General features: G+C 75.7%; 14 protein-coding genes. 6 read left to right on the top strand and 8 right to left on the bottom strand.

Annotated elements, in window-relative coordinates; genetic code table 11:
- Window positions 1-21 precede the first annotated feature (21 nt).
- The gene (locus tag BJY14_RS44075) at window positions 22-1,080 is read right to left on the bottom strand and encodes a 3-oxoacyl-ACP synthase III family protein (RefSeq protein WP_179849033.1); all 1,059 of its coding nucleotides are present in this window, start codon (window positions 1,078-1,080) and stop codon (window positions 22-24) included.
- Between the two features lie 151 nt (window positions 1,081-1,231).
- Between BJY14_RS44075 and BJY14_RS44070 the strand changes: the two genes are divergently transcribed.
- From BJY14_RS44070 to BJY14_RS44060, 3 genes are all read left to right on the top strand, one after another.
- Window positions 1,232-2,263: an ACP S-malonyltransferase gene (locus BJY14_RS44070; protein ID WP_179849032.1), complete on the top strand. Its 1,032-nt coding sequence runs from the start codon at window positions 1,232-1,234 to the stop codon at window positions 2,261-2,263.
- Window positions 2,260-4,068: an acyl-CoA dehydrogenase family protein gene (locus BJY14_RS44065; RefSeq protein ID WP_179849031.1), complete on the top strand. Its 1,809-nt coding sequence runs from the start codon at window positions 2,260-2,262 to the stop codon at window positions 4,066-4,068. The genes BJY14_RS44070 and BJY14_RS44065 overlap by 4 nt, the downstream gene beginning before the upstream one ends.
- Window positions 4,069-4,210: 142 nt before the next feature.
- Window positions 4,211-4,786 (top strand): TerD family protein, encoded by a 576-nt coding sequence (locus BJY14_RS44060; protein ID WP_179849030.1) that lies wholly within the window; start codon window positions 4,211-4,213, stop codon window positions 4,784-4,786.
- 71 nt (window positions 4,787-4,857) lie between these two features.
- Here the strand turns inward: BJY14_RS44060 and BJY14_RS44055 are convergent, their stop codons facing one another.
- Complete coding sequence (locus BJY14_RS44055) at window positions 4,858-5,277, bottom strand: RidA family protein (protein ID WP_179849029.1); 420 nt, start codon at window positions 5,275-5,277, stop codon at window positions 4,858-4,860.
- 7 nt (window positions 5,278-5,284) lie between these two features.
- Window positions 5,285-7,081 (bottom strand): class I adenylate-forming enzyme family protein, encoded by a 1,797-nt coding sequence (locus BJY14_RS44050; protein WP_312879764.1) that lies wholly within the window; start codon window positions 7,079-7,081, stop codon window positions 5,285-5,287.
- A 187-nt stretch (window positions 7,082-7,268) separates the two neighbouring features.
- Between BJY14_RS44050 and BJY14_RS44045 the strand changes: the two genes are divergently transcribed.
- Together BJY14_RS44045 and BJY14_RS44040 are read left to right on the top strand one after the other, a co-directional pair.
- A complete protein-coding gene (locus tag BJY14_RS44045) occupies window positions 7,269-8,048 on the top strand; it encodes an HAD-IIA family hydrolase (RefSeq protein ID WP_179849028.1) in 780 nt (259 codons plus the stop codon).
- Between the two features lie 258 nt (window positions 8,049-8,306).
- Window positions 8,307-8,930, top strand: coding sequence for an IMPACT family protein (locus tag BJY14_RS44040; protein ID WP_179849027.1), 624 nt, complete (start codon window positions 8,307-8,309; stop codon window positions 8,928-8,930).
- Between the two features lie 22 nt (window positions 8,931-8,952).
- On the opposite strand, the gene BJY14_RS44035 is transcribed toward BJY14_RS44040, so the two are convergent.
- The 3 genes from BJY14_RS44035 to BJY14_RS44025 form a co-directional block, all read right to left on the bottom strand.
- Window positions 8,953-9,744 (bottom strand): alpha/beta fold hydrolase, encoded by a 792-nt coding sequence (locus BJY14_RS44035; protein WP_179849026.1) that lies wholly within the window; start codon window positions 9,742-9,744, stop codon window positions 8,953-8,955.
- A 93-nt stretch (window positions 9,745-9,837) separates the two neighbouring features.
- Entirely contained in the window at window positions 9,838-10,875 is a 1,038-nt protein-coding gene (locus BJY14_RS44030) for an RNA polymerase sigma factor (protein WP_218905870.1), read from the bottom strand.
- Between the two features lie 52 nt (window positions 10,876-10,927).
- A complete protein-coding gene (locus BJY14_RS44025) occupies window positions 10,928-11,278 on the bottom strand; it encodes a YciI family protein (RefSeq protein ID WP_179849025.1) in 351 nt (116 codons plus the stop codon).
- A 343-nt stretch (window positions 11,279-11,621) separates the two neighbouring features.
- Here BJY14_RS44025 and BJY14_RS44020 point away from each other — a divergent pair, with 343 nt between their 5' ends.
- Window positions 11,622-12,401 carry a sulfite exporter TauE/SafE family protein gene (locus BJY14_RS44020; protein ID WP_179849024.1) on the top strand — a complete coding sequence of 260 codons (780 nt, stop codon included), beginning with the start codon at window positions 11,622-11,624 and terminating at the stop codon, window positions 12,399-12,401.
- Between the two features lie 9 nt (window positions 12,402-12,410).
- On the opposite strand, the gene BJY14_RS44015 is transcribed toward BJY14_RS44020, so the two are convergent.
- Window positions 12,411-13,361: a GlxA family transcriptional regulator gene (locus BJY14_RS44015; RefSeq protein WP_179849023.1), complete on the bottom strand. Its 951-nt coding sequence runs from the start codon at window positions 13,359-13,361 to the stop codon at window positions 12,411-12,413.
- A 7-nt stretch (window positions 13,362-13,368) separates the two neighbouring features.
- Window positions 13,369-13,962, bottom strand: coding sequence for a cysteine hydrolase family protein (locus tag BJY14_RS44010; RefSeq protein WP_179849022.1), 594 nt, complete (start codon window positions 13,960-13,962; stop codon window positions 13,369-13,371).
- Window positions 13,963-13,965: the final 3 nt, after the last annotated feature.

Here is a 13,965-nt window from a genome sequence, read left to right as displayed (position 1 = left end):
ACGCCCCCCCGCGGCGGACGGTCAGGGCGGGGGCCAGGTGATGAGGGTGTGCCCCCAGGTCAGGCCCGCGCCGAACCCGGCGAGCAGCACCAGGTCGCCGGGGCCGATCCGCCGCGTCCGCACGGCGCGGTCGAGCGCGTAGGGGATGCTGGCGGCGCCGATGTTGCCGACCTCGTCCCCGACGATCGCCAGCTGCCCCGGGTCCAGCCCGGCGTCCCCGGCCAGCGCGGCGACCAGCTTCGGGTTGGGCTGGTGCGGGACGACCAGCGCCAGGTCGGCGGGCTTGATCCCGGCGGCCTCGGTCGCCTCGGCGACCAGCCGCGGGAAGATCGCGGTGATGAAGTCGCGGACGGCGCGGCCGTCCATGTGGATGGTGTGGCCGAGCCCCGCGAGGGTCTCGGCGCTGGCGGGCAGGCGGCTGCCGCCCGCGGGGATCAGCACGTCGTCCGCGCCCGAGCCGTCCGACCCGAGGGTGATCGGGCCGATGCCGTGCCCGGGCGGGGCGGGCCCGACGACCACGGCGGCGGCGCCGTCGCCGAACAGGGCGGCGGTGGCGCGGTCGGCGGGATTGAGGAACCGCGAGTACACCTCGACGCCGATGACCAGCGTGTAGGGCGGCGCGCCGCGCTGGGTGGCCAGCCAGCCGACCGCGGTCTGCAGCCCGAACACGAACCCGGTGCAGGCGGCGGAGATGTCGAACGCGGCGGCGCGGTGGGCGCCCAGCATCGTCTGCACGCGGCAGGCGGTGGACGGGGCGATCACGTCGGGCGTGGAGGTGCCGAGCACGATCAGGCCGAGGTCGGCGGCGTCCAGCCCGGCGGCCTCCAGCGCCCGCCCGGCGGCGGCCGCGGCCAGGTCGGAGGCGGCCTCGCCCGGCGCGACGACGTGCCGCTTCCTGATCCCGGTGCGGCCCTCGATCCAGTCCGGTTCCAGGCCCAGCGAGCGGGACAGGTCGGCGCTGTGCGCGACGTCGCGGGGCAGGTGGGCGCCGGTTCCGCGGATGGCCCACCCCCGCCCGCCGTCCCGCGCCGCTCCGCTGTCGTCCGCCCGGGCAGGCCGGTGCGTGTCGGGCACGGTCATGCGGGTCCTCTCCCCATCACCGGACTGGCGGTTGTCAGTCCCATCCCATAAGTGAATAATCCCATTTCAGGGTTTTGGTCCATAACTGAAAGCTAAGCGGCCGTTGTCGTAAAGGAAAAGGCAGCCTTCCCTCCAGGTAAGGAGACCCCGCGTGCCCGCACCCCGATTCCGCCCGGCCGAAGAGCTCCAACCCGACGACAACTGCGCCTTCCTGTTCCCCGGCACCGGCTCCGCCGGGGTCCCCGACCTGCCTGCCCTCGCCCGCACCGGGCCCGGCGCCGCCCGCGCCGTCGCCGACGTCCTGGACGCCGTGCAGGAGGGACTGCCCCCCAACGGATGGCCGCGCCTGCGCTCGATCCTCATGGACGACCCGGGCGGCTACCGGGAGGCCGCCCGCACCCCCGGCGTCGCCCAGCTAGCCGGCTACGCCGCGTCCGTCGCCGTCGACCGCGCCCTGCGCGCGCACGGCGTCCACCCCCGCTTCGCCGTCGGGCAGAGCTTCGGGGAGATCGCCGCGCTGGTGTGCGCGGGCGCGTTCTCCATCGCCGACGGCGCCCGCATGGGCGTGGCCGCCGTCGGCGTCCTGGCCCGGCACGGCGGGGGCGGCGGCATGGGGCTGCTGGAGGCCGGGGAGGACCGCACCCTCGCCTGCATCGAGGCCGCCGGCGCCCCCGAGGTGGTCGTCGCGTGCCTGAACGCCCCGCAGGTCACGGTCGTGTCCGGTCCCGACGGGCCCCTGGACGCCGTCCTGGACGCCGCGCGCGGGGAGGGAGTGAACGCGGTGCGGCTCGCGGTGCCCTACCTGTCCCACCATCCCGCGATGGCCGGCGCCGACGAGGAGTGGTACGCCATGATCCGCGGCTTCCCGCAGCGGCCCCTGGAGCTGACCGTCCACTCGCCCGTCCGCGGCCGCGCCTACCGCGACGACGACGACCTGCACCGCGCCATGGCCGACTGCATCGTCAGACCCGTCCGGCTGCCGGAGGCCCTGCGCGCCGTGCACGCGGCGGGCGCGACGGTGTTCACCGAGGCCGGCGCGGGCAACGCGCTGTGCCAGTGCGCCCGGCTGACCCTGCCGGGCGTGCGGACGATGGCGCCGCTGCGCGACCGCCCCCGCCACGGGCTCACCGGCAAGGCCGCCCCCGGCGTCACCCCCTCCGGCGAACGAAAGGACCCCTCGTGACCACCGACGCCGACGGTCTGCGGCAGTTCGTGCACGGCCCCCTACCCGACGCCAAGACGCGCGCGCGGCTGGAGGAGGCCGTCCCCGAGGAGTTCTTCACCGTCCCCGGCGGGCTCACCGCGCCCGACCGGCACGCCCTCACCTACGAGCGGCTGCGCCGCGCCGGGCTGGCCGCGCCGCCCGCGGGCGAGCTGCTGGCCGACCCGCCGGCGCTGTGCGCGCTGCTGGAGCGCGCCGCGATCGCCGACCCGCCCCTGTTCCACATGATGCTGCTGCACTACACGCTCGCGCTCGGCCCCATCGTGCGGTTCGGCGCCGGGCAGGAGGAGACGCGGCCGCTGCGCGATTCCCTGGAGTCGATGGACTCGTTCGGCACGCTGCTGATGACCGAGGTGGGACGCAGCAACAGCCACCTGTCGCCCCGCACCGTCGCCCGCCACGACCCCGCCACGGGCGGGTTCGTGCTCAGCACCCCCGACACCCAGGCCGCCAAGTTCCCCACCAACACCGGCCACCCGGACCTGCCCAAGACCGCCGCCGTCTACGCCACCCTCGTCCACGGCGGCCAGGAGCGCGGCGTGTTCGTGTTCGCGGTGCCGCTGCGCGGCCCCGGCGGCGCCGTCCCGCCCGGCGTGCGGATCGTCGCGGCCCCCGAGACCACCGGGCTGCAGATCGACTACGCCGCCGTCCTGCTGGAGGACGTCCGCGTCCCCTACGAGGCGTGGCTGCGCGACGGCGCCGCCATCGGCGCCGACGGGGCCTTCCACGACCCGCACGGGCCCGCGGCGGCGCGGCTCACCCGCTCGATGGGCATCGCCCCGCCGGTGTGGCGGGCGGTCGTGTCGGCCTCCGCCGCGATCACCCGGGCGTCCGCCGGGATGCTGCTCGCTCACTCGGCGGGCCGCACCACCCTCGGCCGGCTGGCGCCGCGCCGCCCGCTGACCGACTACCGCAACCAGCAGGAGGCGGTGCTGGGCGCGCTGGCGTCGGCCTACGCCCTCACCGCCGTCGCCGCGCACGTCACCACCCCCCGCCCCCCGGGCGAGACGGCGGGCGACGGCGAGGGCGCCGGCGATACGGGCGGGCCGGCGACCGCGTGGGCGCCGTGGTCGGCGGTCGACCGGGACCTGGCGCTGCTGAAGGCCGCCGCCACCGCCCAGGCGCAGGAGACGGTGTCGGCGTGCCGGGTGCACAGCGGCGCCCCCGGCTTCGCCGCCGTCGAGCGCCTCAACGCCTACCGGGGCCTGACGCACGCCTACCAGAACGCCGGCGGCGACAACGAGCTCATCCTCTACGACACCGCCCGCGCGATGGCCGACCGCGACCGCTACGTCCCGCCCGAGCCGGAGCTCGGTCCGCCTGACGACGGCGACCTGGACTCCCCGCGCGTGTGGCTGTTCCTGGCGCGCGACGCCGAGCGCCGCACGCGCGACCGGCTCGCCGGACGGGTCGAGGCCGCCCTGCGCGACGGGCAGGACGCCTTCACCGCCTGGAACGGCAACCTGGCGCTGGCCCGGCGGACCGCCACCGCCTGCGCCGACCGGATCATCCTGGAGATCCTCGCCGCGGCCTCCGGCACCGGGCCGAAGGCGCTCGGGCCCGTCCTGCGCCTGCACGCGCTGGACCGGCTGGAGCGCCGCGCCGCCGTCCTGCTCGACGAGGGGGTCGTCCCGCCGGGGATCCTGGACGAGCTGGGCGACGCGCGGCGCCGCACGTGCGACGAGCTGGCCCCCCGCGCGGCGGAGCTGGCCGCCGCGTTCGACCTTCCCGCCCCCGTCACCGCGCCCGCCGCGTTCCTGGCCTGAGGGCCCGCGCGCGGGAAGAAAGGGCACGCCACGCCGCGAATTCGCCAAGGAGGCGGGGGAACCAGCGCAAGGTGGCTACCGTTCTCGTTAGACATACCGCACGCGGGTGGTGTCACCCGCAGCCGATACGGAGGTAGACACAGTGGGAGTCAGTCTGAGCAAGGGCGGCAACGTCTCGCTGACCAAGGAGGCCCCCGGACTGACCGCCGTCGTGGTTGGTCTGGGGTGGGACGTGCGGACCACGACCGGAACCGACTTCGACCTGGACGCCAGCGCCCTGCTGTGCTCGGCGGAGAACAAGGTCCTGTCGGACCAGCACTTCGTGTTCTTCAACAACCTCAAGAGCCCCGACGGTTCGGTCGAGCACACCGGCGACAACCTCACCGGTGAGGGCGAGGGCGACGACGAGGCGATCAAGGTGAACCTGAACACCGTCCCCGCCGAGATCGCCAAGATCGTGTTCCCGGTGTCGATCTACGACGCCGACAAGCGCCAGCAGAGCTTCGGGCAGGTCCGCAACGCCTTCATCCGCGTGGTGAACCAGGCCGACAACAGCGAGATCGCGCGCTACGACCTGTCGGAGGACGCCTCGACCGAGACCGCGATGGTGTTCGGCGAGCTCTACCGCAACGGCGCCGAGTGGAAGTTCCGCGCGGTGGGCCAGGGCTACGCCTCGGGCCTGTCGGGCATCGCCTCCGACTTCGGGGTGAACGTCTGACCCTCTCCGCACGTGGACGGGGCGCCCCCACCGGTGGGGGCGCCCCGTCGCGCGTCCGGCCCGGGCGCCCGTCAGCCCGCGGGGACGACGGCGAGGGCCTCGATCTCCACCAGCAGGTCGTCGCGGACCAGGCGCGACACCTCGACCAGCGACGCGGCGGGCGCGACGCCCGCGGGGACGAACTCGGCGCGCACGGCGCGCACGACCGGGGCGCCGCCGGCGTCCCGCAGGAAGTAGCCGAGCCGCACGACGTGCTCCCAGCGGGCGCCCGCGGCGGTGAGCGCGGTCTCCAGGTTGGCGAACACCTGCCGGGTCTGGGCCTCCAGGTCGCCGGGGCCGACCAGGTTCCCGTCCGAGTCCAGCGGGATCTGCCCGCTGATCACCACCAGCCGGCCCGGCACGTCGACGGAGACGGCATGGCTGTACCCGGGGCCGGGCGGAAGGCCCGGCGCGTCGATCTGGCGGTGGGCGGGGCCCGGCTCGTCGCTCATCACAAGATCACGATACCGGCGGGCGGGCGAGCAGCTCCTCCCGCAGCCGCGTCTTGAGGATCTTGCCGCCGGGGTTGCGGGGCAGGCCCTCCTCCCGGAACCACACGTGCACGGGCACCTTGAACGCCGCGATCCGCCCGCCCAGGAACTCCCGGAGCTCGCGCTCGGACACCGCGGCGCCGGGGCGCGGCACGATCACCGCGCCGACCTCCTCGCCGAGCACCTGGTGCGGGACGCCGATCACGGCGCAGTCGGCGACGGCGGGATGCTCGTAGAGGGCGGCCTCGACCTCGGCGCAGTAGATGTTCTCGCCGCCGCGGATCAGCATGTCCTTGGCCCGGTCGACGATGTAGACGAACCCGTCGGCGTCCAGGCGGGCCAGGTCGCCGCTGTGGAACCAGCCGTCCACGAACGCCGCGGCGGTCGCCTCGGGCTTGTTCCAGTAGCCCTTGATGACGTTGGGCCCCTTGATGAGCAGCTCGCCGACCTCGCCGGCCGGCAGCTCCTCCCCGGCGGGCCCCACGACCCGGACGTCGCAGACCGCGACGGGCGGGCCGACGCTCTCGGGCCGCTCCAGGTAGTTCACGCCGCCGTTGTAGGTGGTGACCGAGGAGGTCTCGGTGAGGCCGTAGCCGTTGCCGGGCATCCGCTCGGGCAGCCGCTCCCTGATCTTGTCGACGAGGGCGGGCGCGGCGGGCGCGCCGCCGTAGCTGACGCCGGTGAGGCTGGAGGTGTCGAACTCGCCGAACTCGGGGGAGGTCAGCACCTGCCACGCCATCGTCGGCACGCCGCCGAACCCGGTGACCCTCTCCCGCTCGATCAGCTCCAGCGCCCGGCGGACGTCCCACTTGTACATCAGCACCACGGTGCCGCCCTGCAGGGCGCTGGACACCAGCACCGAGTGGCAGCCGGTGGCGTGGAAGAACGGGACGCTCAGCAGCGTCACGCGCGGCTGCGGCGTCGCGAGCTCCTCGACCGTGCGGCCGGCGCGCACCCCCGCCGACATGATCCCGTAGGCGAGGCTGATGGGGTTGCCGGCGATGTTGCGGTGCGTTCCGAGGGCGCCCTTGGGCCGTCCGGTGGTGCCGGAGGTGTAGAAGATCGTGGCATCGTCCTCGGGACCGAGCGGCACGTCGGGCAGAGTCATGTCGGGCAGGGTCGCGTCGGCCGGGTCTCCGGCGGCGCCGGCGGCGTCCTCGAACGCCTCCGCTCCCGCGGGCACGGCGCCGTCCGCCCTCGCGACCAGGCACGCCACGCCCAGGCCCGGCAGCACCCCGGCGAGCCGCTCGGCGCGCTCGGCGTCGGCGACCAGGACCTTGGCGCCGCTGTCGGCCAGCCCGTACTCCAGTTCCGCGGCGCTCCACCAGGCGTTCAGCGGGACCACGACGGCCCCGGCGACCGCGGCGCCGAAGAAGGCCACCGACCACTCGGGGTAGTTGCGCATGGCGATCGCGACCCGGTCGCCCTTGGCGATCCCGTACCGGTCGACGAGCCGCCGCGCGAACGCGGCCGCCCGCGCGCGGTGCTCGGCGAAGGTGAGCCGGTCGTCCCCGTAGACCAGGAAGTCCTTGTCGCCGTGGAGGCGGGAGATCTCCAGGACGTCGCGCAGCGTGGGCGGGGCGTTCTTCCACACCCGGGTCCGGACGCCGCGGATCCGGGCCTCGTCCATCTCGAACGGCTGCCCCGGCGCCGTCATCGCGGCCCTGACCTCGGCGATGCTCGCCAGTCTGGGGCCCGCCATCCCGTTGCCGGCCATTCCGGTGCCCGCCGGCCGCCCGGTGTCCTGCACGTCCCGATCCTGCACGTCGCGCCTCCCGCGGGGTGGGGCGCACCGCCGGGCGACCCGTCCGCCGAACATGATTCGGTGCGCCGTGTCCGAGAATGTATGGTCCACGTCACACGCGGGTCAACGCCCCCGCGCCGCCGGGCCCGGGGGAGAACGGTCCCGGCGGACGGTCCCAGGGAAGATCCCTGCCTGCGACAATGGGGGCATGACCGAGCGCAAGCCGATCGAGTACTGGCTGTCGGACATGGACGGCGTCCTCGTGCACGAGGGCCGGCCCGTCCCCGGCGCCGAGGAGTTCGTCCGCCGCCTGGCGGCGTCCGGAAAGCCGTTCCTCATCCTGACCAACAACTCGATCTACACCCGGCGGGACCTGTCGGCCCGCCTGGCGGCGGCGGGGCTGGCCGTCCCGGCCGAGTCGATCTGGACCTCCGCGCTGGCCACCGCCCGTTTCCTGGCCGACCAGCGCCCCGAGGGGTCGGCGTACGTGATCGGGGAGGCGGGCCTGACGACGGCGCTGCACGAGGCCGACTTCGTCCTCACCGACATCGACCCCGACTACGTGGTGCTCGGCGAGACCCGCACCTACAGCTTCTCCCAGATCACCCGCGCGATCCGGCTGATCGAGGGCGGCGCCCGGTTCGTGGCGACCAACCCCGACCCGATCGGCCCGTCCCCGGAGGGCTCGCTGCCGGCGTGCGGCGCCGTCGCCGCGATGATCACCCGGGCGACGGGGGTGGACCCCTACTTCGTCGGCAAGCCGAACCCGCTGATGATGCGCACGGCGCTGAACGTGGTCGGCGGGCACAGCGAGAGCACCGCGATGATCGGCGACCGCATGGACACCGACATCGTCGCCGGCGTCGAGGCCGGGCTGGAGACGATCCTGGTGCTGACCGGCGTCACCCGCAAGGACGAGATCGCCCGCTTCCCGTTCCGCCCGCACCGCGTCGTGGCGTCCATCGCCGACCTCGTCGACCTGGTCTAGGTTGTGTTTCAAAGCCCCGGCCCACTTCGCTCGCCTTGCGGCTGTGTTGATTCAGTCCCGGCCCACTTCGCTCGCCTTGCGGCTCGCTACGTGACCGGCACTGGGCGAACGCGGCATCGCTTCGCGATCTGGCCGGCTCCGCTCGCCTCCGGCTTCGCTCCACCGGCCAGGTCACGCGTTCGCGCGGCATGGCCGGGGCCACCTTGCGACAGGTCCTAGCCCGCGCCCGGGCGGCGCGGCCGTAGACTCGCAGCCGCCATGCGCACGATCAGACACGGCGGCTCGGTGGAGCTGGAAGTCCGCAGGTCCCGGTTCGCCTGCACGCTCGCCCGCGCCGCAGACGAGGCCGAGGCGACGGCGTTCATCGCCGCGCACCGGCGGGCGCACCGCGACGCCACCCACAACTGCACCGCCTACGTCGTCGGCGAGCACGGCGAGATCACCAAGAGCAGCGACGACGGCGAGCCGGCCGGGACGGCCGGGATCCCGATGCTGGAGGTGCTGGTGCGGCGCGGGCTGACCGGCACCGCCGCGGTCGTCACCCGCTACTTCGGCGGGGTGAAGCTCGGCGCGGGCGGCCTGGTGCGCGCCTACGGGCAGGCGGTCTCCGCCGCCCTCGACGCCGTCGGGGTCGTGGAGCTGCGCCCGGTGGTGACGGTCACCGTCGGCGTGGACCACGCCCTGGCGGGACGATTCCTGGGCGACCTGCACGCCCGCGGCCACCAGCCCGGCGACGTCCGCTACGGGACGGGCGTGCAGGCCGACGTGGCGGTGCCCGTCCCGGAGCTGGAGGCGTTCGAGGCGTGGGCCGCGGAGGTCACGGCCGGCCGCGCCTGGACGCGGCGCGGCGCGCCCGGCCACATCGAGGTGCCCGTCCCCTGACCGTTCCCGCCGTGCGGGCGGCTCAGCCGGTGAGGAACCGCTCCAGGGCGGGGGCCAGCACGGCGGGGTCGACGTCGTGGGTCTGGCCGTCCAGGGTGCGGTGCGTCCCGGCGGGCAGGAGCGCCGCGGTGCGGCGCGCGATGTCGCGCATCCAGGCGGGGCTGTCGCCGCCGTCCAGCACCAGGGCCGGGACGGTGACGCTCGCGAGCAGGTCCTCCGGCAGCTCGGCGCCCGTGGCGGCGTCGTCCATGACCGCCGAGTCGTAGGCGAGGGTGGGCGCGAGCGCCTCCAGCGCGGGCCACATCGGCGCGCCCCGCATCTGGCCGACCATCTCCTCCGGCATCCCGACGGCGGTCATGAACAGGGCGAGGGCGTCCCCGCGGCGCCCGTCGGCCAGTATGCCGGTCAGCTCGGTGCTGTAGGCGCGGGCGCGGGTGAGGCGGTCGTCGTGGGCGGGGTTGAAGGGCGGCTCGAACAGCGCGAGCCGGGTGATGGGCAGGCCGTGCGCGGCGGCGCGCAGCGCCAGGACCGCGCCGGACGACATCCCGTACACCGCGGCGGACCCGCCGGCGGCCTCGATGACGGCGGCCAGATCCTCGATCTCGCGCTCGACGGCGTAGGGCGGGGTGTCGCCGCTGTCGCCGCGTCCCCTGCGGTCGTAGGTCACGACGGTGCGGTGCGGCGCCAGCAGCCCGGCGAGCGCGGCGCCGGAGCCGCGGTCGTTGAGGGCGCCGCCGACATGGATCAGGGCGGGACCCTCGCCGGTCCGGTCGAGGGCGATGCGGGTGCCGTCCTTGGAGTGCGTGGTGTCCATGAGGGGTTCCTTCCCAGGTGGCCGGCTTTGTGCGGCCGTTCGTCCCACCGACGAACGCGACGCGCCGCGACGGACACCTCGGGACGGCCTTTTTCAGCGGAAATCGTGCGGGGCGGTCTCGGCGAGGCGGCGGGCGAGGTAGCGACGCTCGGCGTCGTCGGCGACCAGGGCCAGGGCGGCGCGGTAGGCGGCGGCGGCCTCGCCGTCGCGGCCCATGCGGCGCAGCAGGTCGGCGCGGGTGGCGGGCAGCAGGTGGTAGCCGTCCAGGGCGCCGGAGCGCTCCAGGTCCCGCACCAGTTCCAGGCCGGCGGCGGGACCGTCGGCCATGGCGACCGCGACCGCCCGGTTCAGCCGCACCACCGGCGAGGGGACCAGCTCCGCGAGCCGCCCGTACAGGACGGCGATCTGGGGCCAGTCGGTGGCGGCGGCGTCGGGTGCGGTGGCGTGGCAGGCGGCGATGGCGGCCTGCACCTGGTAGGGGCCGGGCGGCGGCCTGCCGGGCGCGGGGCGCAGGGCGTCCTCCAGCAGGGCGACGCCCTCGGCGATCTCGGCGGCGTCCCACCGGGAGCGGTCCTGGTGCTCCAGGGTGACCAGCGCGCCGCGGGCGTCGGTGCGGGTGCCGGCGCGGGCGTCGTGCAGCAGCATCAGGGCCAGCAGGCCGCGCGCCTCGGGCTCGCCGGGCAGCAGCGAGACCAGCAGCCGGGCGAGGCCGATCGCCTCCCCGCACAGCGCGCGGCGCCGCGGTTGCCCGCCGGCGGCGTTGTAGCCCTCGTTGAACAGCAGGTACAGCACGCCGAGGACGGCGGTGGTGCGTTCGGGCAGCAGGTCGGGCGGCGGGACGCGGTAGGGGATGCCGGCGTCGCGGATCCTGCGTTTGGCGCGGGTGATCCGTTTGGACATCGCGGCCTCCTCGACCAGGAACGCGCGGGCGATCTCGCCGGTGGTGAGGCCGGCGAGGGTGCGCAGGGTGAGGGCGACGCGGGCGTCGAGGCGCAGCGCGGGATGGCAGCAGGTGAACATCAGCCGCAGCCGGTCGTCGCCGAAGGCGTCCGGTTCGGGCGGCGGGGGCGTCCCGGCGGTGCGGGCGGCCTGGGCGAGCTTGCGGGCGGGGTGGCCACGACCTGACCCCATTCGGCGCGGAAGGCCCGCGCGACGGCGTCGGCGGCGCCCGCGGGCGGGGTGGTCACGCGGTCGCGGGGCCCGGTTCCTCGACCGGGCGGATCTCGATCTGGCCGAGGGCGGCCCAGGGGTGCCGGGCGGCGATCTCGACGGCCTCCCGCAGCCCGCCGCACTCGATGACGGTGAACCCGCCGATCTGGTCCTTGGTCTCGGCGAAGGGCCCGTCGGTGAGCAGCACCTCGTCGCCGCGGACCTTGACGGTGGTGGCCCGGTCGCTGGGCGCGAGCCCGGCGCCGCCGCGGATGACGCCGCGCCGCTCCATCTCCCGCGACCAGCCGCCGCAGCCGGTGGCGGCGGCCTGCTCGGGGTCGGTGCCGGCGGTCTCGTCGCTGCAGATCATCAGCACGTAGCGCACGGTTCCTCCGCTGACCGGGTGTCCTGGGGGACGGGGGCCCGTCCGCACAGCAGCATCCCAGACCCGCGACGACGCGAGGGCCTGGGCCGCGCCGCGGGCGCGTCCCTCCATCTCCCCCCTGGCCGATGACGCCGACGTCGTAGGGGAGTTCGGACCCTTCGCCGAGGCCCATCCAGCGGCCGGGTTCGGGCTTGTCGCCGGGTCGGGCCTCGGGCTTCCCGGACGCCGTTGACCGGGGAGGGGAAGCTCGCACAATGTCGAGAATGGGTACTCCACACCGGTTGAGGGCGTGCGGTGGCACGCCGCCGCGGGATGAGGGGCCGCGCACAGGGCGGCCGGGCCGGTGACGGGGCTGGAGCCGGGCGTGGTGGCGGGGCTGGTGCTGCTGGCGGTGGCGGCGGGCATCGGGATCACGGCGGTCGGGCCGGGCGGGGTGCTGATCACCGCGGGACTGTTCGCGCTGACGCCGCTGGACCCGGCGCAGGTGGCGGGCACGGCGCTGGTCACCAACGTCGCGACGGGCGTGCTGGGCACGGCGGTGTACTGGCGGTCGGGGCAGCTGCGCGAGCCGCCGGCGCGGCGGACGGCGGTGCTGCTGTGCGGGGGCGCGGTCGCCGGGACGCCGGTGGGGGTGCTGCTGAACGGGCTGGTGACGGGCCGGGTGTTCGGGGTGCTGCTGGGGGCGCTGGTCGCGGCGACGGCGGTGCTGGTCCTCGCCCGGCGTCCGGGCGCGCGGGGGCCGGGCGCGGACGGTTCGGGGGAGGGCGGTCCGGGCTGGCGGGTGACCGCGGCGGTGGGCGCGGGGGTGGCGGCGGCGGGCGCGATGTTCGGGGTCGGGGGGCCGATGCTGTGCGTTCCGCTGCTGGTGGCGCTGGGGGTGCCGGTGCTGTCGGCGCTGGCGGCGGCGCAGGCCCAGTCGGTGGTGATCGCCGGTGCCGGGACGGTCGGGTACGTCGCGGCGGGGGCGGTCGACTGGCCGCTGGCGGCGCTGGTGGGCGTCCCGGAGCTGGCGGGGGTCCTGGCGGGGTGGGTGATCGCCCGGGCGGTGCCGGCGGGGGCGCTCAGGGGGGCGCTGGTGGTGAGCCTGCTGGCGCTGGCCCCGTACGTGGCGTTGCGCGGCTGAGCGGCCCGGTCAGGTGCGGGCGCGCAGGCGGCGCAGCATGCGGGCGTCGGTGAATCCGACGGCGTGGGCGGCGGCCTCGGCGGTGGCGCCCTGCCCGATGAGGTGCTCGGCGCGTTCCAGCCGCAGTTCCTGCTGGTAGCGCAGCGGGGTCAGGCCGGTGACGGCGGTGAAGCGGCGGGTGAGGGTGCGTTCGCTGACGCCGGCCTCGGCGGCCAGGACGTGCAGGGGCAGGGGGCGGGCGTAGCGGGCGTCGATGAGGTCCTGGGCGCGGTGGACGGCGTCGCTGACGTGGGCGCGGTGCCGCAGCAGGGCGCTGGCCTGGGGTTCGTCGCCGTTGCGGCGCGCGTACACGACCATGGCGCGGGCAGTGCGGGCGGCGGCGCCGGGCCCGTGCCGGGAGGCGACCAGGTGCAGGGCGAGGTCGATGCCGGAGGCGATGCCGGCGGAGGTGATGACGCGGCCGTCGGTGACGTACAGGACGTCGCGGACGACGGTGGCGCGGGGGTGGCGGCGGGCGAGGTCGTCCTGGAGCTGGTGGTGGGTGGTGCAGCGGCGCCCGTCCAGGAGCCCGGCGTGGGCGAGGGCGAACGCGCCGGCGCAGACGCTGGCGACGGTGCCGCCCGCGGCGTGGTGGCCGGCCAGGCGGCGGGCGGCGTGGTCGGAGACGGGCGGGGCGTGGGGTTCGCCGCGGCCCCAGCGCCATCCGGGGACCAGGAGGATGTCGCCCGCGGTGAGGTCGGGCCAGGCGGTGGGCGCCTGGAGGGGGACGCCCTGCGCGGTGGGCACGGTCGCGGGGGAGGGGTGCGGGGTCTCCTGCGGGTCCCCGGGTGCGGGGTGGTCGGCGACGTAGGCGAGCCGGTAGGGCAGGCCGGCGTCGGCGGCCGTCCCGAACACCTGGGCGGGCCCGGCCAGGTCGAGCAGGTGCAGGCCGGGGACGAGCAGGAAGACGACGCGGGTCACGATCCGGTCAGCCTACCGGGACGGGCGCGAGGTCGTCGAGCGAGGCGATGGCGGCGAACCGCCCGGCCAGGGCGTACTCGGTGCGGGCGATGATCTGGTCGGTGGGCAGGGTGGCGGGGTCGGCGAGGATCTCGGCCAGGGGACGGCCGGGCGGGGCGTCGCGGTGCTCGATGGGGAAGGTGGCGGTGGCGTCGGTGACGAAGGTGACGCGGTAGCCGAGGTCGGCGGCCAGGCGGGCGGTGGTCTCGCAGCACTGCTCGGTCTGGATGCCGCAGACGGCGACCTCGGTCACGCCGCGTCCGGTGAGGAACTGCTGCAGGCCGGTGGTGGTGAAGGCGTTGCGTGAGGTCTTGGTCATGACGGGTTCGCCGGCCGCGGGGGCCAGGCCGTCCATGAGCCGGACGTGGCCGAGCTCGGGGTCGAAGGCGCCCCCGCTGCCGGGTTCGGCGTGCAGGATCCACACGACCAGGTCGCCGGCGGCGCGGGCGGCCTCGGCCAGGCGCGCGGCGCGGGCGTCGATGTCGGGTGCCGAGACCGCCTCCCAGTTGGGGCGGCGGCGGAAGGATTCCTGGACGTCGATGACGAGGAGCGCGCGGTTCATGGT

The organism is Actinomadura luteofluorescens (assembly GCF_013409365.1).
GTDB lineage: Bacteria > Actinomycetota > Actinomycetes > Streptosporangiales > Streptosporangiaceae > Spirillospora > Spirillospora luteofluorescens.
The sequence above is the reverse complement of the archived record's forward strand: the minus strand, read 5'-3'. Positions and strand labels throughout refer to the sequence as shown.

What these genes read in the sequence shown, in the direction of transcription:
- BJY14_RS44075 (WP_179849033.1), bottom strand. Translation starts at nt 1,080, where the DNA reads ATGACCGTGCCCGACACGCACCGGCCTGCCCGGGCGGACGACAGCGGA.
- BJY14_RS44030 (WP_218905870.1), bottom strand. Translation starts at nt 10,875, where the DNA reads ATGGGGTCAGGTCGTGGCCACCCCGCCCGCAAGCTCGCCCAGGCCGCC.
- BJY14_RS44040 (WP_179849027.1), top strand. Translation starts at nt 8,307, where the DNA reads ATGCGCACGATCAGACACGGCGGCTCGGTGGAGCTGGAAGTCCGCAGG.
- BJY14_RS44010 (WP_179849022.1), bottom strand. Translation starts at nt 13,962, where the DNA reads ATGAACCGCGCGCTCCTCGTCATCGACGTCCAGGAATCCTTCCGCCGC.
- BJY14_RS44045 (WP_179849028.1), top strand. Translation starts at nt 7,269, where the DNA reads ATGACCGAGCGCAAGCCGATCGAGTACTGGCTGTCGGACATGGACGGC.
- BJY14_RS44035 (WP_179849026.1), bottom strand. Translation starts at nt 9,744, where the DNA reads ATGGACACCACGCACTCCAAGGACGGCACCCGCATCGCCCTCGACCGG.
- BJY14_RS44055 (WP_179849029.1), bottom strand. Translation starts at nt 5,277, where the DNA reads ATGAGCGACGAGCCGGGCCCCGCCCACCGCCAGATCGACGCGCCGGGC.